Origin of the sequence: Acinetobacter lactucae (assembly GCF_001605885.1) — a bacterium.
Lineage (GTDB): Bacteria > Pseudomonadota > Gammaproteobacteria > Pseudomonadales > Moraxellaceae > Acinetobacter > Acinetobacter lactucae.
Genome location: NZ_LRPE01000014.1, coordinates 40,155 through 60,421 on the forward strand (window position 1 = coordinate 40,155; position 20,267 = coordinate 60,421).

The window sequence follows — 20,267 nt, forward strand, 5'->3', positions numbered from 1 at the left end:
TGAAATAAATTCCAAAATAAGCATCATAAAAGGAATATAGTTTTGATATGCGAAACAAGGAATTCAAAAATGAGTATATTAACAGGGAATAATTTCGTAGAAGTCGACTTTTCTATTCAAAAAATAGCGATTGTAAAAATTAACCGACCTGAAGCAAAAAATGCACTGAATACAGAGGTTCGCAAACAATTAGCACAAGCTTTTACCGAATTAAGTTTTAACGATGAGATCAATGCAGTTGTGCTCACAGGTGGCGAAGAAGTCTTTGCCGCAGGTGCAGATTTAAAAGAAATGGCAACTGCTACCTCAACAGAAATGTTATTGCGTCATACCGAACGTTATTGGAATGCGATTGCTCAGTGCCCTAAACCCGTGATTGCTGCTGTAAATGGTTATGCATTAGGGGGTGGCTGCGAACTTGCAATGCACGCTGATATTATTATTGCAGGTAAAGGCGCAACCTTTGGTCAACCGGAAATTAAAGTCGGTTTAATGCCAGGTGCTGGTGGAACACAACGTTTATTCCGTGCGGTTGGTAAATTTCATGCCATGCGCATGATTATGACGGGTGCTATGGTGAAAGCCGAAGAAGCTTATATCATCGGTCTTGTTTCACAAGTCACAGAAGACGACCAAACCATTCCAACTGCGATTCAAATGGCACAAAGCCTCGCAAAAATGCCTCCTATTGCCCTGCAACAAATTAAAGAAGTTGCACTCATGAGCGAAGACGTGCCATTAAATGCAGGCTTAACTCTAGAACGAAAATCATTCCAGTTACTGTTTTCTACCGAAGATAAAAATGAAGGCGTTCAAGCTTTTATTGAAAAACGTAAACCGTCTTATCAAGGTAAATAATTTAAAACGATAAAAAATAAAGGAATGAAAATGAGTAGAAAAGTATTAATTAGTGCAGGTGGTTCAGGGATTGGACGATGCATTGCTGAAGTTTTTTTAAACAATCATGATGAAGTTTTCGTTTGTGATATTAGTGCTAAAAGCCTAGAACAATTTCAACAAGATTATCCTAAGCTGCATGTACATACGTGTGATTTGGCTGATCATGAGCAAATTAAACTCATGTTTAATCAAGCAATTCAGAAACTTGGTGGTATTGATATTTTAGTCAATAACACCGGTATCTCCGGCCCAACTGTTGCCGCAGATGAACTAAGTTTTGATGATTGGAACACGGTGATTAATTTAAACCTGAATAGCACTTTTTTAATTACCCAGTTAACCATTCCCTATTTAAAGAAAGCGCAGGCAGGCGTGATTATTAATATGTCGTCTATTGCTGGCCGCTTAGGTTATCCATACCGATTGGCTTATTCCACTTCAAAATGGGGGCTGATTGGTTTTACCAAAACGCTTTCTATGGAACTCGGTGCAGACAATATTCGAGTTAACGCTATTCTTCCGGGTGCGGTAGATGGTGATCGAGTTCAACGTGTATTACAAGCCCGTGCTGATGTAGCCCATACCTCACTTGAAGAAGTGACTCAAAACGCACTGAAAAATCAGTCGCTCAAATATTTTGTAAATCCAAAGCATATTGCAGATTTATGCCTATTTATAGCTTCAGATAGCGGACGCTCTATTTCAGGTCAAATCTTACCAATTGATGGTGATAAACAATGCTTAAGCTAAATCACCAAGCCCTATTTTTCCGTTTAATTTCAAATATAGATTAATTATCAGGATGATCGACATGACTTATGATATTAAAAGCATGGCTGTGATTGGTGTCGGTATTATGGGCAGTGGCATTGCTCAAATTGCTGCACAGTCAGGTCATACCACTTATTTATATGATGCCAAAGCAGGCGCAGCAGAACAGGCTAAAGAAAAACTAGCTGCCACATTTCAAAAGTTAGTCGATAAAAATAAAATTACATCTGAGCAAGCAGCAGCGGCAAATAACCATTTAATTGTTGCTCAGCAAATTGACGATTTAAAAAATTGCGACCTGATTGTAGAAGCAATTGTTGAACGCCTCGATATCAAACAAAGTTTGATGCAACAGCTTGAAGACATTGTTTCAGAAAACACCATTTTAGCCTCAAACACCTCTTCTCTTTCTATTACAGCCATTGCGGCAAACTGCAAAAAACCTGAACGTGTTGTGGGTTATCACTTTTTTAATCCAGTTCCACTTATGAAAGTGGTCGAAGTCATTCGTGGTTTAAAAACCGACCCACTTATTATTGATGCCTTAAACGATCTGTCTCGTGCATTTGGTCATCGTCCTGTTGTTGCGAAGGACACCCCTGGATTTATTATTAATCACGCTGGCCGAGCTTATGGAACAGAAGCGCTCAAAATTTTAAACGAAAACGTCTGTGATATCAGCGAAATTGACCGAATTTTACGTGACGGCGTTGGTTTTAGAATGGGTCCTTTTGAATTACTCGATTTAACAGGTCTTGATGTTTCTCATCCTGTGATGGAGTCGATTTATCATCAGTATTATGAAGAAGCCCGCTACAAACCAAACCCGCTGACCAAGCAAATGCTAGACGCCAAGCAACTCGGACGTAAGGTTAATCAAGGTTTTTATAACTATGAAACTGGTTCAAAAACAGGTGAACAACCTGCCAAGTTTGTAGAGCGTTTAGCGCAATATCCAAAAGTTTGGATTGCGGCAGATTTCTTAGACGATAAAAAACAGCTCGAAGATTATTTAACTCAGCAAAATATTGCTCTAGACATCGACCCCGAACCCCAAACAGATAGTTTATGTTTACTCGCTTGCTACGGTGAAGACACAACCCAAGCGGCGATCCGCCTAGGGATTAACCCAGAACAAGCTGTTGCTATCGACATGCTTTATGGCATTGCAAAGCACCGCACCTTGATGCCTTCACTTATTACAAAATCTGAATACCGACAAGCCGCTCACTCTATTTTCAATTTAGATGGAAATCTGGTCAGCATGATTAATGAAAGTATTGGCTTTGTTGCTCAGCGTGTTTTAGCGATGGTGATTAATCTAGGCTGTGATATTGCCCAGCAAAATGTTGCCACGGTAGATGACATTAATGCTGCAGTACGTCTTGGCTTAGGTTATCCATTTGGCCCAATTGAATGGGGCGATCAAGTCGGCAGCGAAAAAATCTTACTCATTCTGAACCGTATAACAGCACTTACGCATGACCCGCGCTATCGCCCTAGCCCATGGTTACAGCGTCGAGTCGCACTTCATTTACCTCTTACTTTTACTTACGAGTCTTGAAAAGGAATTTCTCAATGTTAAATGCATATATTTATGATGGTTTACGTAGTCCATTTGGTCGTCATGCAGGTGAACTTGCCTCAATTCGTCCTGATGATTTAGCTGCAACTGTCATTCAAAAGTTGCTTGAAAAAACTGGTGTACCGGGCGCAGATATTGAAGATGTGATTTTAGGCGACACCAACCAAGCGGGTGAAGATAGTCGTAATGTAGCGAGAAATGCCCTGTTACTTGCAGGTTTACCTGTCACTGTACCGGGCCAGACGGTAAACCGCCTATGTGCGAGTGGTTTAGGTGCAGTAATTGATTCAGCACGCGCTATTACTTGTGGTGAAGGTGAGCTCTATATCGCAGGTGGTGTAGAAAGTATGTCTCGCGCACCTTTTGTAATGGGTAAAGCCGAAAGTGCTTATAGCCGTGATGCAAAAATTTATGACACCACCATTGGATCTCGTTTTCCAAATAAAAAAATTATTGCTCAGTACGGCGGACATTCAATGCCTGAAACTGGTGATAACGTCGCAGCCGACTTTGGTATTAGCCGCGAGCAAGCTGACTTATTTGCAGCCCAATCACAAGCCAAATATCAAAAAGCCAAAGAAGAAGGTTTCTTTGCCGATGAAATTACTCCAATTGAGGTTTTTCAAGGCAAAAAATTGCCGCCTAAACTCGTTTCAGAAGATGAACACCCTCGCCCAAGCTCAACTGTTGAAGCACTCACAAAGTTAAAACCTCTATTTGAAGGTGGTGTGGTCACTGCGGGTAATGCCTCAGGGATTAATGACGGTGCAGCAGCCCTCTTGATTGGTTCAGAAGCAGCAGGACAAAAATATGGCTTAAAACCAATGGCAAAAATTTTATCAGCCGCGGCTGCGGGTATTGAACCGCGCATTATGGGTGCTGGCCCGATCGAAGCTATTAAAAAAGCAGTTGCGCGTGCTGGTCTTACTTTAGATGACATGGATATTATTGAAATTAATGAAGCCTTTGCATCACAGGTTTTATCTTGTTTAAAAGGCTTAAATGTTGATTTTAATGACCCACGTGTAAACCCAAACGGTGGTGCGATTGCAGTTGGTCATCCACTTGGTGCATCTGGCGCTCGTCTTAGCTTAACAGTAGCACGCGAGCTAATTCGTCGTAAAAAGAAATATGCCGTGGTGAGCCTATGTATTGGTGTAGGTCAAGGTCTTGCAATGGTGATTGAAAACGTTTCATAAACTGCACCAGATATCCATTCATCACAACAGCGCAGTGATGAATGGATTTATTTTGCAGAGCGAAATATAATGGCAAAACTATTGCTTTAATTATATTTGAGGATCGAATGTCTCAAAACACGGAAACTGAAAAACCAATAAATTTTGATGAGATACGTTTAGATCCTATTTCGCATATACATCGGGAAAATAACCCACAATTTATTGCTTCTTTAGCACGCGGTTTAGAACTTTTAAGATGCTTTTCTGCAAATAATCAGGTGCTTGGTAACCAAGAATTAGCAAAAATGACAGGTTTACCTAAACCGACCATTGCACGTATTACCAATACCCTTGTGTCATTAGGTTATTTAAAACAATTGCCTAACTCGACCAAATACACACTAGATATTGGTGTCTTATCTTTAGGATACGCAGCATTATCTAACATTTCGATTCGCAGTATTGCTCATCAATATATGGAAGAGATGAGTCAGTATGTTCAAGCACCTGTAGCGATGGCAACGCGTGACCGTTTGAATATGGTGTATATCGATGTTGTGCAAATTGAAACTGCATTAAATATGCGTCGTCCAATTGGTTCTACTTTGCCAATTCATAGTAGTTCAATGGGCCGAGCATGCTTAGCTGCCACCCCTGAACGTGAACGCAACTTTCTACTCGATGCGTTGAAACAAAAGAATCCCGAAAACTGGCCAGCTATAAAACGTTCTTTAGAGCGAGCTTTCCGTGATTACCAAGATTATGGATATTGTTTGTCTTTAGGCGAGTGGCATAAAGAAGTGAACTCGGTGGCTGTACCTTTAGTCAGCTCCAAACATGGTCTTTATGTTTTTAACTGTGGTGCGCCAAGTTTTCATTTAAATCCCGAAAAACTTGAAGGTGAAATTGGACCACGTTTAATCCATATGGTGCACAATATTCAAGATGCTTTGAATGAAACGCACTGACAACCGTACTTAGAAAAGTAATGGTTGTGATGGTTAAAGTTCCTCTTTCATTATGACTAAGGCATGATGAAAAACGCACTCTATACCCCAACCATTATTTTAATGGCGATTGCCGCAGGCATTTGTACAGGCGGAAATTATTTTAGTCAGCCACTTATTCACTCAATTAGTGTAAGCCTAAATTTAACCGAAACAACTACAGCGTGGGTGCCAACTCTAGCCCAAATCACCTACGCATGTGGCTTACTCTTTTTAATGCCGTTGGGCGATATAATAGAAAAGCGCAAGCTGCTATTTATCTTTATGTTATTGGCTTCAAGTGGATTAATTATTAGCGGTTTTTCGCACAACATCTATCTTTTACTGCTTGGTACTGTCATTACTGGCCTATTTTCAAGTTCAGCCCAACTGTTATTACCTCTTGCTGCAAGTCTGGTTCCGATTCAACAAAGCGGTCGTGTGGTTGGTTTTTTACTGAGCGGACTAATGATGGGTGTTTTACTCGCCCGTTCCCTTTCAGGGCTGATGTCTACGCTTTTTGCATGGAACATTATTTATCTGGTCAGTGGTTTTCTATTACTTATTATTGCCTTTATTTTGCACCGTAATATCGGATTATTCCCACCGACTAAATCTGAAAACTATGCAAAAACCATCCGCTCACTTCCGCAGATTTTTATTCAAAATCGACGTTTAAGGACTAGAACTTATATTGGTGGTTTTACATTTGCTTGTGTGAGTTTAACCTTTACCACCATGTCGTTGCTTTTAGCTCCAGCGCCCTATTTTTTTAGCGATTTTACCATTGGGCTTTTCAGTTTTGTTGGCGTGTTAGGAACGTTCGTTGCCAATTTCTCAGGCAAATTTATTGACCAAGGCTATATCCACAAAATTTCAATTTATTGTGGCGTCGGGCTTATTGTAAGTTGGATTCTTTTTTCACTTTTACCCTACCATTTCGCCTTTTATATTATTGCCTTACTCATTCTCTACGCTTCACTTTCTGCTGTTCATGTCACCAACCAAAGTATCGTATTTAAACTTAATCAAGAATTACGCTCACGGTTTAATGCGGTTTATATGACAGGTTACTTTGCTGGCGGCGCATTAGGCACAACAGCGGGAAGCTATGCTTGGAAACACTACGGATGGATGGGTGTCTGTATTTTAGGCTTAATTTTTGCCGTTTTATGTCTTTATTATTGTGTGAGTGATGCAAAAAATCAGCACTATTAAAACTTGTGCTGATCTTATATAAATTAGACTAATAATGAGTTATAGAAGCTAGGATAAATCTATAAAAGTCCTAATAAGCGTCCGCGAATAATATCTTCTGCATCTTTGACAATTCGACTAACCAATTCATCGCATGTCGGAATATCATGAATCAAGCTTGCGACCAAACCGCATGACCATGCACCTGCATTAACATCACCATCAATCATGACTTTTGGATAAACACCAGCAACTTCTTCAATAATATCTTCAAATTTAATGTTATCGCCGAGTGCTTTTTCTTTTGCCACGATTTTTTCTACAGCAGCATTATTCATAACACGTTCAGTATTTCGCAAAGCACGCATAATTAAACGTGTATCTCGCTCGGTTGCATTTAAAATCGCCTGTTTCACATTTGCATGTACAGGAGCTTCCTGAGTCGCAATAAAACGCGTTCCCATATTAATTCCATCGGCTCCCATCGCTAAAGCAGCGGCGAGTGAGCGTCCATCTGCCATTCCACCTGAGGCAACAAACGGGATTTCTAATGCATCAGCAGCTAAAGGCAATAAAATCATATTTGGCACGTCATCTTCACCAGGATGCCCACCACACTCGAAACCATCTACAGAAACTGCATCGCACCCAATTTGCTGAGCTTTTAAGCTATGTCGAACCGAAGTACATTTGTGAATTACTTTAATACCAGCAGCCTTTAAATAAGGCATGACCTGTTCGGGATTACGCCCCGCTGTTTCCACAATCTTTACGCCACCTTTAATAATTGCTTCTACAAAACCCGGATAATCAGGAGTATTCACGGTAGGCAAAAAAGTTAAATTTACCCCGAAAGGCTTATCGGTCATTTCTCGGCAACGTGCAATTTCTTTTGCCAAATTTTCAGGCGTACGCTGAGTCAGGCCAGTGATAATGCCTAAACCGCCCGCGTTTGAAACCGCAGCTGCCAGCTCTGCAAAACCCACATAATGCATACCGCCTTGAATAATTGGGTGCTCGATTTCAAATAATTCTGTAATTTTGGTCTTCATATTATTTCCACTCAATGTTTTATAGCTAGCTTCTCACTTCCTTAGCAGAGCTAGATGCTTATTTACGCATAAATCCTGTCTTCATTTAAAGTGATTTAAGGTTAAATTTCACAATACAAAATTTTATACCACAATATAAAACAAAATAATTGATAACGGAATTATTTTTCGATAGCATCATTTTAATAGGTTTAAATTTTAAACGGAAAGTTATTTAAAGGAATGAATAATGCAGCAGGACAATAGAACTCAAAACGAGCTTAAAACAGGCACAATTCATGAATTTTTTGATAGAAATATACTAACGCTCACCATGAGTAATCCAACTAAAAAGAATGCAATTAACTATGAAATGTATGCGACTCTAAGTCAGGCATTAGATGAGGCTGCAACTAACCAAGACGTTCACGTGGTTATACTGACTGGTGAGGGAGCTGTATTTACCAGTGGCAATGATGTCAACGCATTCGAAACACGCGATACAACCAGTTCCGAACCACCTGCTTCCATTGTCTTCTTAAAAAGCTTAGCAACGTTTCCAAAACCGATTATTGCCAAAGTAAATGGTGTGGCAATTGGTATTGGTAGTACCATGCTTCTACACTGTGACCTTGTGTATGCAAGCCAAAACTCTATTTTTCAGTTTCCCTTTGTGAACTTAGGACTTGTACCTGAAGCCGGTTCAAGTTACATCTTGCCAAGATTATTAGGCTTTGCTCATGCTTCTGAAATTATTTTACTGGGTGAAAAATTTTCGGCAGACCAAGCAAAAAATTATGGTCTAATAAATGAAATATTTGAGGCAACTGAGCTGGATCAAGTAGTTGAAGAAGTGGCAATTAAACTGGCTCACAAACCAAGCCAAGCCTTACAACTGAGTAAAAAATTACTAAGAGATATGCCAATTGATGATCTACTCAATCGTATTGATCATGAGTCGACTATTTTCTCACATTGTTTGCAAGGTTCCGAGTTTAAAGAAGCATTAAATGCTTTCAAAGAAAAAAGAAAACCGAACTTTCACAAGCAAACAGCTTAAAGTTCGCGTACTAAAAAGCCAGCCTTGGAAATTATTGCTGGCTTTTATAAATAAATCAGATAGGTTTAGCTAATCTCAGTGCGAATATTATTCACCATGTGTAAAAGACGTGGTGCAATATCTTCTTCAAGCTTTTCACGGTTCATAATAAAACTTGGACCGCCACAGTTAAATACCAGTAAACCATGTTGTTCATGAACGAGTGGAACAGCAACTGAATTGACATCTTTATGCCATTCACCGATCGAAAAACAATATCCAAAATCTTGATAGTCTTTAAAAGCTTTGTCTAGATCACGGTTAATTTTGATCCAGTCTTCTTTATGTTTGCTACGAATGGCATCTAGCAGAAACTCTCTTTCATCTTCAGGCATAGCTGCTAAACATGCACGCCCCATCGAACTTAAATGAATCGGTAAATAGGTTCCAACTTGGCGGCGCATGGTCATATTGCCTTTACCTTGTACCACATCAAGATAAATCATATTCAGTCGATCGCGTGTTGCCATGGCAACAGCAGCGCCAGCATAGTCTGCCAAATTTTTCATATATGGATGAGCAATAGAGCGAATCGACACGTTAGATAGCATGGAATAACCAAATGCAAGAACACCCACTGAAAGCTGGAATTTGCTTGAGTTTGGTACTTGTTTGATATAACCCAAACGCGACAAGGTATGTGTAAGGCGAGTAATGGTTGGTTTTGGCAAACCTGTCATCTGAGCAAGCTCTTGGTTGCCCAAATGCTGATGCTTAGGTGTAAAACAACGTAATAGTTCTAAACCACGTGCTAATGCAGTAATAAATTGGCGATCATTTTCATCCTGCATGTCTTCAATCGGATGTAATAATTCATGCCTTAACGGCGCTAATAATTTTTCTGTTTGCTCTGCATCTACTGCATCATTCATTGTCATACCAATCCATATTTTGTTTCGCACTGCGAAAATTATAATCTATTTTTTCTATAAATAGCAAAAGAGCAAACATCCTAGTCTGCCTCTAAAACATAATTTCATTTAACTCGTTAAAGCAAAAGGTTAAATATTTTATTTTCTGTTTTTAAATATAATTTTAACCTTCCGCTTTAAGCCACTTATCCAATTACGCCCTTTTCTTTAAGCTCAGCTAGTTTTTCTGCAGAAACTACTCGACCTAAAACCGCCTGAGTATGTTCTCCTAATAGCGGCGGTGCTGTTTTGTACTCAACAGGTGTTCTAGAGAGTTTGATTGGTGACCCAATGACCTTCAATTTTTCACGTTGAGGATGATTCATTTCGACCAGCATTTCTCGTGCTATCACTTGCGGCTCTTGAAAAGCTTGTTCCAAGTTATTAATCACACCAACTGGAACTTTAGCAGCGTAGATTGCATCTACCCATTCATCTGCCGTTTTAGTTAAAAAGTGTTTTGATAAAATCCCGATAATTTCCTCACGGTGTTTAATTCGGTCTGCATTTCGGGCAAAACGTGCATCATTTGGTAAATCGGGTAACCCAATACTTCTACAAAGCTGAATAAACTGAGTGTCATTTCCACATGCAATAATAAAATCACGATCAGCAGCTTTGAACACTTGATAAGGCACAATATTGGCGTGTGCATTACCATAACGCTTCGGGATATTACCCGATGACAAATAATTCATTCCCTGATTTGCCATTGTGGCAATTTGAACATCAAGCAAAGCCATATCAATGTATTGGCCTAAACCCGTTATATGGCGATTAAGTAAAGCAGCCTGTATGGCAATCGTAGAATAAAGACCTGTGGCTAAATCGGAAAATGCGACCCCTACTTTTTGTGGACCACCACCCGGCAAATCGTCACGTTCACCCGTGACTGACATGAGGCCGCCCATGCCTTGAATAATAAAGTCATAACCGGGTTCTTCTGCTCTTGGGCCAGTTTGACCAAAGCCTGTAATCGAGCAATACACCAGTTTAGGGTTAATGGCAGATAAAGACTCATAGTCCAAACCATACTTTTTCAAAGAACCCGCTTTGTAGTTTTCAATCACGACATCGGTGTCTTGAATGAGGGCTTTAATTAGCTCTTGTCCATCAGAACTGGCAATATCGATAGCAACCGATAACTTATTGCGGTTGGTAGACTGATAATACGCAGCTTCTTGAGTGTCTTGGCCTGAGTCATTTTTCATCCAAGGTGGCCCCCAAGAACGAGTATCATCACCTACTTTCGGTCTTTCAATTTTGATTACTTCTGCACCCAAGTCTGCAAGAATCTGCCCACACCAAGGTCCAGCCAATACCCGACTTAAGTCAAGCACCCGAATTCCATTTAAAGCACCCATCTTCATCCCACTATATTTTGTGACTCATTTCCTATTGGAAAATTTATCCATTTAAAATTTCGCATAGCGATATATATTTTTAATATACACAGCTCATTTTAAAAATCAAACTTTAATTTTCCACTAAAAATAATGATTTTTTATAAGAAAATATAGCTTAAATAAATCAATAAATTAGCCAAACATATAACAATAACACAGTATCGCATTGCGAAATTAATTTTCAAAATATATTGTTTTACGTTCATCCTTTGATTACTATCGCTTCAAATATTGGTGATTTTACGAACATCACATTGATGTTTTTTGCATGTAGTAAAAGGACAAGACTATGATTCGAGATCAGGAAACCTTAGATCAACTTGTTGATATGATTCGACAATTTGTTGAAGGTGTATTAATTCCTCATGAGAATGAAGTCGCTGAAACGGATGAAATTCCTCAAGACATCGTTGAACAAATGAAAGCTCTTGGATTATTTGGTTTAACCATTCCTGAAGAGTACGAAGGGCTTGGCCTAACAATGGAAGAAGAGGTCTATGTCGCTTTTGAATTAGGTCGTACCTCTCCTGCTTTTCGCTCTCTGATTGGAACCAATAATGGCATTGGTTCAAGTGGCCTGATTATTGACGGGACCGAAGCACAAAAATCATTTTTCTTGCCACGCTTAGCTCGCGGTGAAGTGATCAGTTCTTTTTGCTTAACCGAACCGGATGCAGGCTCGGATGCAGCTTCTTTAAAAACCAATGCAGTAAAAGATGGCGATTTTTATGTGTTAAACGGCACTAAACGCTTTATTACCAATGCGCCCCATGCTGGCGTATTTACAGTCATGGCACGTACAAATTCTGATATTAAAGGTGCTGGTGGTATTTCTGCGTTTATTGTCGACAGTCAAACCTCAGGCATTTCTCTTGGTAAACGCGATAAAAAAATGGGGCAAAAAGGCGCCCATACTTGTGATGTGATTTTTGAAAATTGCCGTGTACCTGCTTCTGCACTCATTGGTGGTGTGGAAGGTGTCGGTTTTAAAACCGCCATGAAAGTACTCGATAAAGGCCGTTTGCATATTGCTGCTTTAAGTGTCGGCGCAGCCACCAGAATGCTAGACGACTCTTTAAATTACGCCATCGAACGCAAGCAGTTTGGACAACCTATTGCCGAATTTCAACTCATTCAAGCCATGCTTGCTGACTCAAAAGCCGAAATTTACGCTGCTAAATGTATGGTCTTAGACGCTGCGCGCCTACGCGATGCCGGACATAACGTTAGCACTGAAGCTTCATGCGCAAAAATGTTTGCGACCGAAATGTGTGGTCGTGTCGCCGATCGCTGCGTACAAATTCACGGCGGTGCAGGTTACATCAGTGAATATGCCATTGAACGTTTTTATCGAGATGTTCGTTTGTTCCGCCTCTATGAAGGGACCACTCAAATTCAACAAGTGATTATTGCCCGAAACATGATTCGCGCTGCGTCTTAATCAAATTTTAAGCACTTTAAAACGACTTGAAGTGCTTTCAATCAAATGTAGGTAATGGATTATGGCTACAAATTACAAAGAAGGTCTTTCTCGTATACAGCCTCATACGTGGAAAATAGCATTCATTTTTGCCTTTCTGGCCCTATTGGTAGATGGTGCAGATTTGATGCTGCTGTCTTATAGCTTAAATAGTATTAAGGCAGATTTTGGATTAAGTTCGGTACAAGCAGGTATGCTTGGCAGTTTTACATTAGCAGGTATGGCTGTTGGTGGCATTTTTGGGGGATGGGCATGCGATAAATTTGGGCGTGTGCGCATTGTGGTTATTTCTATTTTAATTTTCTCACTTCTCACCTGTGGCTTAGGTTTTACTCAAAGCTTTCTTCAATTTGGTATTTTAAGATTTTTTGCGTCACTGGGTTTGGGTTCACTCTATATCGCCTGTAATACCCTCATGGCCGAATATGTCCCAACACGTTACCGTACAACAGTCCTTGGAACCTTACAAGCTGGCTGGACTGTTGGATATATTGTTGCGACTTTACTTGCTGGCTGGATTATTCCTGATCATGGCTGGCGTATGCTGTTTTATGTTGCCATTATTCCTGTTGTTATTGCTGTTCTCATGCATATTCTGGTACCCGAACCAGAAGCATGGCAAAAGTCTCGACTACAACAACCTGTTTTGGCGCAAAACGCTCCGAAAACTTCAGCATTTAAGCTTATTTTCCAAGATAAACGAAACCGTAATATGTTTATCTTGTGGGCATTAACCGCGGGCTTCTTACAGTTTGGCTACTATGGCGTAAATAACTGGATGCCCTCATATCTAGAAAGTGAACTGGGTATGAAGTTCAAGGAAATGACAGCTTATATGGTAGGTACATATACCGCCATGATTTTAGGTAAAGTCCTTGCAGGCATGATGGCTGATAAATTAGGACGTCGCTTTACCTACGCATTCGGTGCAATCGGTACTGCTATTTTCTTACCCCTGATTGTTTTTTATAACTCGCCAAGCAATATTCTCTATTTACTCATCACCTTCGGCTTCCTCTATGGCATCCCTTATGGCGTAAATGCAACCTATATGACTGAAAGCTTTGCGACAGCTATTCGCGGTACAGCCATTGGCGGCGCGTATAATGTTGGACGTTTAGGCGCTGCATTAGCTCCTGCAACTATCGGCTTCTTAGCATCCGGCGGATCTATTGGTTTAGGTTTTGTCGTGATGGGTGCAGCTTACCTGATTTGTGGTGTGATCCCTGCTCTATTCATTAAAGAAAAAATATACGACCCACAAAAGTCGTAAAGAGATTCATTACATATATCTATATGTGGTGATGGAACTAACTATTGGAGCATATGTTTAGATAGTTAGAGAAAAATAGGAGTTTAATCCGCAAGGTTGCTCCTTCTTTTCAAATATGTGGAGTTTATTACTCTTCATTTTAATTTTTTAGGTAAGCTTAGCTCCCAAGGGAGCTAAGCTTAAAAATATATTGATCTAAACTATATTTAAGGTCGTTCACCCTGTCCTAACCGGCGTTCAATATCATCTAAAACATTTGGCAAGTCTGCGACACTATCAATCACATAGTGAGCACCTGACGCATTCATTTTTCGATAGGCCTTATCTTTTAACACAATCTGTTCATCAGCCGATAATGCACTCCACTCTTCATAACTTAAACCGACCTCATTGCCGCTAATCGCAAGTCCTACGGTCCAGCATCCCGCATTTAAACCTTCATCAATACCCACCACGGTATCATCCACTTTTACAACAGTTTTGATGTCTGATACATCAAGTTGAATTAAGTTTTTCCATAACATTTCAGGATACGGACGACCAAATTTCACGTCACTGGCAGTAACAATACAGTCCGGTCGATAGCCCTGATCGGCAGCATCTTTAACCAATCGCCCAATCATCATTGATGCATAGCCTGTGTTACTGCCAATTTTTGCACCGCGACCTTTAATATTTTCAAAAGTCGCCAATGCACCCGGAATTAAAGCAGAACATGTGGGAATCGATTTTAATTGGTAAGGAATAAAGTCTTTATATAAACGGTCAATATCTGCCTCTGTTGCAGGCTGCCCATATACCTCCTGCCATGCTGCTGCTACGCGCGGCATTTTTAAAACGGCAGCAATATGGTCACGTTTTTCCAAACCCATTGGTGCACGAGCTTCTTCAACCGTAATTTCAACTTTGTTGTCTTTAAATAAAGCCATAAAAGCCAAGATGGGTGCGCGTGAGCCAAAATCTACAGTTGTTCCAGCCCAGTCAAAAACAACAGCCTGAATTTGTGTATTGTTCGTCTTCATAATGTATTACCTTCAATGCTAATGATTTAATAAAAATTATGCTGGTACAACTTGGTTTAAGTGGCTTTCGCAGTAACTCGCAATTGCAGCAAGAAGCCCTTCAATGTCATGAACATAAACTTCGCCAATATTGCCAATACGGAAACAGTTAAGATCGGTGACTTTGCCCGGATAAATCACATAGCCTGATTTTTTCAAAGTTTGGTAAAAGGTCTGAAAGCTAAATGTTTCATCTGTCGGGTAAAGGAATGTCGTGATAATTGGTGATTGAGGTGCTTGATTGCCTAATACCAATTCAAAACCAAGCTGTTGCATACCTTGCGATAATGTTTGCTGGTTTTGTAAATATCGTTGATAACGTGCAGCTACTCCGCCCTCTGCCTCTAGTTCAAGTAATGCTTGATAAAATGCACGTACTACATGGGTTGGCGAGGTAAAGCGCCATTTACCGTTATGTTGTTCCATGGTATTCCACTGGTCATATAAATCGAGGCTGACCGAACGTGCCAAACCTTTACACGCTTCTAGGCAATCACGTTTCGCCAAAATAAAACCAAAACCCGGCACACCTTGAATACACTTATTCGCACTTGAAATCAGAAAATCAATTTCAAGCTCCGCGATATCCATTGGCACACCGCCAAATGAACTCATCGCATCTACAATCCAGATTTTCCCTGCCGATTTAACTAAACGGCCAATGTCTTGAATCGGGTTTAGAATTCCCGTGGTGGTTTCACAGTGCACACAAGCAACATGGCTAATGGTTTTATCTTGTAAAACGCGCTCAATCTCTTGTAAATCTGGTGTTTGAGTTTCTAAATAGTTCAGCTCTATCACTTCAATATTTAAGCAACGCGCCATTTGCACCATACGTGCACCATAAGCGCCATTATTAATGATCAAGATTTTGCCATCACGTGGAATAGCAGAACCAAGCACAGACTCCACCGCAAAACTTCCACTGCCTTGCATTAACACAGCCCTATATTTTTCAGGTTGACTGGTTGCTAAGTTGACCAGTCGAGAGCGGATATCTTGTACAAGCGAATTATATTCTTGGTCCCAAGTACACCAGTCTTTTTGCATGGCACGGCGGACCGTTGCAGAAGTTGATAATGGACCTGGTGTCAAAAGCAGATATTTGTTTTCTAAATCCATATCGAGTTGTGTTTGCATGTTCATAAGATTACTCGTTTCGTTCACGTTAATTTCAATATACACCAATCTGGTTTAAACCAGATGACAAACTAGTAAATATTTTGTTCTAATATTTCTTTCATAAATCCAGCCCCTGTGGTCATGCCTTTGCCAGCAATCCCACTCACCAGAAAAATGTTCTTTTCAGCTTCAGTGACACAGGCCAGCTCATGTTCATGGGTGAGGTAATAACCATTCCAACGCTTTTGAATCGGAGGTAAGGTCAGCCCCAGTTTTTCGTGGCAGTAGGCTTGAATAAATTGATTAATGTCTTCGCGTTGCTCAAATTGAGGCGCTTCATCAAGCGGATGGTATTCGTGACTATCACCTATGATGAGTTCACCAAATTCGTTTTGTTTAATCAGAATATGAATCCCAAATTCTTTAACAAACCCTCGTTGTGACGCTTTAACCAGCTCTGCATGACTAGGGCAAATTTCAAAGGCTGGATAGCGCGAAATCGACAAACCTGAATAAAGAGAAGCGTTTAATTTTTGTTGAAATGGTTGAGTCAGGGCCATTTGTAAGCCACAACGTTTCAGGTTCAAGCTTTGTAAAAGATCTGGATATAAAACATCAATCACTTCACCGTGACAGATCAAAACTTTATTTGCCCGATAAATCTCGCCATTTGTCAGATGAACTTGACACTTTTCCTGCTGGTATTTGGTTTGTACTACACAAGCATTGGTATAAATCTCTACACCTTTACTTTGTGCATATGCCAACAGTCGCTGTCCAATCACATGCGGTTCGACCGAATAATCTTCTTCAAAAACCAAACCGCCTTGAAACTGCTGCTCGGGGTTTAAATAGGAAAATTGGGTGACAAGTTCCTCATGGCTAAGCAAATGAACCGGAATCTGGTACTTGCCTGCACGCTCGGCAAACTCATTTAAAACCTGCCATTCAAGTGCCGTATTGGCGAGATAAATACCTTGTCTTTGAGCAAATGAAATATCAGTTTCAGCTTGAATACGCTGATAAAAAGAACGCGTTTCAAGGGCATACTTTCGCCACAATTGCTCAGGGTGCGTTAATGTCGATGTTCCGACCATGCCAAAATTACGGCGAGTTGCCCCCACTGGTTGAGCATTTTTCTCGAAGATACAAACTTTTAAGCCTTGTTCATGCGCTTGTATGGCAGCGGACAAACCTAAAATACCGGCTCCGACAACAATTAAATCAAATTGTACGTTATTCATAAGACTTCCAATTTGCGAAATTTAGGATGAACAAACCCTAGCCTTGTTGAACAAAGCATTTCGTTTCAGTCGATTAAATAAAAATTGTGTTTAGCTAAGACTTAATGAGAGCTTTCACGCCATTGCTGACTTCTTGCCATGATTTTTCGGGTAAATAACCAATGAATGAGTTTTACAACACAGGAGGTCGTCAAAATTAAAATACTCATCGCAACAGCAGCTACCGTGTCTCCTGCATCGTCCATATTTAACACAGCAACCGCAGCTAAACTGGTATCTGGTGAATAAAGGAAAATCGCAGCCGATACGGTGGTCATGGCATTCACAAAAACATAGACCGATACATCGCATAGTGCTGGGAAACACATAGGCAAATACACTTTCCAAAAGGTTTTCCACTTCGATGTACCTAGCGTTTCTGCTGCCTGATCGAGCTGAAGCGGAATCTGTTTAATGGCATTGGTTAACGTGAGATGTGGCACAGTGTAGTAATGCATGATGGTTGAAATCACCAAAATGGTCATGGTTCCATACAGCACATTTAAAGGATTACTTTGTTGGTTAAAAAACAAAATATAAGCAATACCTAAAACCAGCCCCGGCACCGCAAGAGGTAATAGAACCAAAGCTTGTACATAATTTTTAATAAGTGGATGTGCCTTAAAACGTTCAGTTAATAGGGCTACCATAAAAATCAGTGCTGTACCAAAAACTGTACTAAAGAGTGCCATTCGAACTGAGTTAAAGTAAGCAGCCCAACCACCACCATCGACATATTCAAAACTGTAGTGTCGCAAGGTCAAAGACAAATCATAAGGCCAAGACTGGATAAATGACGCCAGCACCGCCGTAAAGATAATCAGTAAAATCGCACCTGAAACCACGCCACAAAATAAGCTCAGAACGACTTCAAGTTTTTTATTCTGTGCAGAGACATAAGGTTTAGCCTGAAAAGCTTGAAAACGTGCATGGCGCTTGCTTTGTATTCGATCGAAAATGAATACAAAAACTGCTGGTAGCAATAACAAGATGGAAATGACCGCGCCCATGCTCATATTGTGCTGTCCAATAATCTGTTTATAGACATCAAGCGCCATCATGTTAAATGAACCGCCAATGACTTTTGGAATCCCAAAATCTGTTAGTACATAAATAAAAGCCACCAGACTTGCACTGATTAAACCATAACGAATTGCAGGTAAAGTTACATGATAATGCGTCTTCCAGATATTTTTACCCAGCGACAAAGAGGCTTCAATTAAACGCTGATCGACACTTCTAAAAGAGACCATCATTAACATCAAAATGGCTGGAAATAGCCAAAAGCAATAACTGATTAAAATACCGATTGGCCCATAAATCTGTACATCACCCAATAAAGGCTTGAATACACCTTGCTTGCCAAACAAATAAACCAATGCCAACGAAGGCAAAAGTGACGGCGCCAAAATCGGTAAAAAAGCCACCAATTTAAAGAAGCCTTTGCCTTTAATATTGATATTGGTCAGTGCAAACGCATAAATACTGGCAAGAAACACTGTAATGACAGTAGCAGTACAAGCTATCCAAACAGAGTTAAATACAGAACTGAGTAAAGCTGGACTGCCAAAATAATTATAAAAGTTCTCAAGACCGACAAACTTTTGATTTTCGTCAAAAAATGCGGTTTCAAACAGCATCATTAAAGGTGCAATAATCGCTAAAGTTAAAGCAATTGCAACAACAAACAAAGCAATGTTCGATCTTAATGAATATTCAGTTTTTCGACGCGGCTGTGTTTTTAAAACCGCTGAAGCAGTTTCATTTAACATAGTGCGTACCCTTGTTCGTCAAAGACATGAATGAGCTGATTAGGCACTTTTATAAACATAAATTCTTGCAAAGATTTGAAATTGGTATTTTCAATTTCAATTTGCAAAAGATGTTTTGCCTGCTCAATTCCATCAATATGAATGGCGCAAAACAAACGGCGTTTTGCACCTAAAAATTCAGTGCTTAATACTTTAATTGGCAGATACAGCGATTCTTTATCACTACCGAAATCATCTACCAACTCGACTACTTCGGGTCTAAAACCCATACTGTAGTTTTGCCCAGTTTTTAGCTTTTGCTGTTCTAGATTTAGAGGGATAAAACCTAAAACATCGAGCTGATTCTGTATTGCACAAGTAGCTTTTAAAAAATTCATGGTGCCAATAAACTTGGCAACGAATTGGGTTTGTGGCTTGTAATAAATATTGTGCGGCGTATCGATTTGCTCAATCACGCCATGATTCATCACCACAACACGGTCAGAAATGCTTAAAGCTTCTTCTTGATCGTGCGTCACCATAATGGTGGGCAAATTAAGCTGCGATTGAATTGAGCGAATCTTTTGTCTTAGATTCAAACGTACCTGAGCATCAAGTGCAGATAAGGGTTCATCTAGCAACAAAATATCCGGATTCGGTGCAATTGCTCGAGCAAGCGCAACACGTTGCTGCTGCCCACCCGACAATTGGTTGGGATATTTTTTAGCAATATCGGGTAACTCAATCAGCTCTAATAACTGCTGAACTCTTTGACTACGCTGTGCTTTATCCCACTTTTTTTTGTCTAAACCGAAAGCAATATTCTCTTCGACATTTAAATTTGGAAATAACGCATAGTTTTGAAACACAATGCCACAGTGCCGTTTTTCAGCACTTAGCAAAGTTATATCTGTTCCCTTTTTTATAACCTTTCCATAATCAGGTTTTTCAAGACCCGCAATTATGCGTAGCAATGTGGTTTTACCGCACCCTGATGGCCCCAAAAAGCTGACGAACTCGCCTGCTTTCAGGTCTAAATTAATATGCGTGAGGGCCTGAAAGTGTTGGAACTTTTTTTGAATATCCACCACCTCTAAAACCGAGGGGCCATGTTCAGGATATTTATAGGTCGTTAATGTCGACAATAAATGCCCTGCCAACTCGCCCTTTGGGTTTTGACCTAGCAGCGATGATTGCAATGACGAAGGTATTTGCATAATGAGGCCCTTA

Annotated in this window: 17 protein-coding genes; 9 read left to right on the forward strand and 8 right to left on the reverse strand. The window is 40.2% G+C overall.

The annotated features are described in order from the left end of the window. Positions 1-69 precede the first annotated feature (69 nt). The 6 genes from AWW73_RS08130 (at position 70) to AWW73_RS08155 (ending at position 6,641) form a co-directional block, all read left to right on the forward strand. Positions 70-858, forward strand: a complete 789-nt coding sequence (locus AWW73_RS08130; RefSeq protein WP_062849354.1) for an enoyl-CoA hydratase — start codon at positions 70-72, stop codon at positions 856-858. Positions 859-888: 30 nt separating this feature from the next. Beyond that, entirely contained in the window at positions 889-1,650 is a 762-nt protein-coding gene (locus tag AWW73_RS08135; protein ID WP_062849355.1) for an SDR family oxidoreductase, read from the forward strand. A gap of 61 nt (positions 1,651-1,711) precedes the next feature. After that, positions 1,712-3,235 (forward strand): 3-hydroxyacyl-CoA dehydrogenase, encoded by a 1,524-nt coding sequence (locus AWW73_RS08140; RefSeq protein ID WP_062849356.1) that lies wholly within the window; start codon positions 1,712-1,714, stop codon positions 3,233-3,235. Between the two features lie 14 nt (positions 3,236-3,249). Continuing rightward, positions 3,250-4,455 carry a 3-oxoadipyl-CoA thiolase gene (locus tag AWW73_RS08145; protein WP_005069941.1) on the forward strand — a complete coding sequence of 402 codons (1,206 nt, stop codon included), beginning with the start codon at positions 3,250-3,252 and terminating at the stop codon, positions 4,453-4,455. Positions 4,456-4,562: 107 nt separating this feature from the next. Next, entirely contained in the window at positions 4,563-5,405 is an 843-nt protein-coding gene (locus AWW73_RS08150; protein WP_057106599.1) for an IclR family transcriptional regulator, read from the forward strand. A 63-nt stretch (positions 5,406-5,468) separates the two neighbouring features. Then, positions 5,469-6,641, forward strand: a complete 1,173-nt coding sequence (locus AWW73_RS08155) for an MFS transporter (RefSeq protein ID WP_062849357.1) — start codon at positions 5,469-5,471, stop codon at positions 6,639-6,641. Positions 6,642-6,700: 59 nt separating this feature from the next. Here the strand turns inward: AWW73_RS08155 and AWW73_RS08160 are convergent, their stop codons facing one another. Continuing rightward, positions 6,701-7,672, reverse strand: a complete 972-nt coding sequence (locus AWW73_RS08160; protein ID WP_062849358.1) for an NAD(P)H-dependent flavin oxidoreductase — start codon at positions 7,670-7,672, stop codon at positions 6,701-6,703. A 229-nt stretch (positions 7,673-7,901) separates the two neighbouring features. Here AWW73_RS08160 and AWW73_RS08165 point away from each other — a divergent pair, with 229 nt between their 5' ends. Continuing rightward, positions 7,902-8,711 (forward strand): enoyl-CoA hydratase, encoded by an 810-nt coding sequence (locus tag AWW73_RS08165; RefSeq protein ID WP_062849359.1) that lies wholly within the window; start codon positions 7,902-7,904, stop codon positions 8,709-8,711. A gap of 65 nt (positions 8,712-8,776) precedes the next feature. Here the strand turns inward: AWW73_RS08165 and AWW73_RS08170 are convergent, their stop codons facing one another. Both AWW73_RS08170 and AWW73_RS08175 read right to left on the reverse strand, forming a co-directional pair. After that, the gene (locus AWW73_RS08170) at positions 8,777-9,622 is read right to left on the reverse strand and encodes an IclR family transcriptional regulator (protein WP_062849360.1); all 846 of its coding nucleotides are present in this window, start codon (positions 9,620-9,622) and stop codon (positions 8,777-8,779) included. A gap of 185 nt (positions 9,623-9,807) precedes the next feature. After that, positions 9,808-11,025, reverse strand: coding sequence for a CaiB/BaiF CoA transferase family protein (locus tag AWW73_RS08175; RefSeq protein ID WP_062849361.1), 1,218 nt, complete (start codon positions 11,023-11,025; stop codon positions 9,808-9,810). 331 nt (positions 11,026-11,356) lie between these two features. Here AWW73_RS08175 and AWW73_RS08180 point away from each other — a divergent pair, with 331 nt between their 5' ends. Then, positions 11,357-12,508, forward strand: coding sequence for an acyl-CoA dehydrogenase family protein (locus AWW73_RS08180; protein WP_062849362.1), 1,152 nt, complete (start codon positions 11,357-11,359; stop codon positions 12,506-12,508). Between the two features lie 61 nt (positions 12,509-12,569). Beyond that, positions 12,570-13,820 carry an MFS transporter gene (locus AWW73_RS08185; RefSeq protein WP_062849363.1) on the forward strand — a complete coding sequence of 417 codons (1,251 nt, stop codon included), beginning with the start codon at positions 12,570-12,572 and terminating at the stop codon, positions 13,818-13,820. Between the two features lie 206 nt (positions 13,821-14,026). On the opposite strand, the gene phnX is transcribed toward AWW73_RS08185, so the two are convergent. From phnX to AWW73_RS08210, 5 genes are all read right to left on the reverse strand, one after another. After that, the gene (gene phnX / locus AWW73_RS08190) at positions 14,027-14,842 is read right to left on the reverse strand and encodes a phosphonoacetaldehyde hydrolase (RefSeq protein WP_016144908.1); all 816 of its coding nucleotides are present in this window, start codon (positions 14,840-14,842) and stop codon (positions 14,027-14,029) included. A gap of 36 nt (positions 14,843-14,878) precedes the next feature. Continuing rightward, positions 14,879-16,066, reverse strand: coding sequence for a 2-aminoethylphosphonate--pyruvate transaminase (gene phnW / locus AWW73_RS08195; protein WP_081409548.1), 1,188 nt, complete (start codon positions 16,064-16,066; stop codon positions 14,879-14,881). Between the two features lie 26 nt (positions 16,067-16,092). Next, a complete protein-coding gene (locus tag AWW73_RS08200; protein ID WP_062849365.1) occupies positions 16,093-17,247 on the reverse strand; it encodes a TIGR03364 family FAD-dependent oxidoreductase in 1,155 nt (384 codons plus the stop codon). A gap of 101 nt (positions 17,248-17,348) precedes the next feature. Next, complete coding sequence (locus AWW73_RS08205; protein WP_062849366.1) at positions 17,349-19,058, reverse strand: putative 2-aminoethylphosphonate ABC transporter permease subunit; 1,710 nt, start codon at positions 19,056-19,058, stop codon at positions 17,349-17,351. Then, positions 19,052-20,254 carry an ABC transporter ATP-binding protein gene (locus AWW73_RS08210; RefSeq protein WP_062849367.1) on the reverse strand — a complete coding sequence of 401 codons (1,203 nt, stop codon included), beginning with the start codon at positions 20,252-20,254 and terminating at the stop codon, positions 19,052-19,054. The genes AWW73_RS08205 and AWW73_RS08210 overlap by 7 nt, the downstream gene beginning before the upstream one ends. Positions 20,255-20,267: the final 13 nt, after the last annotated feature.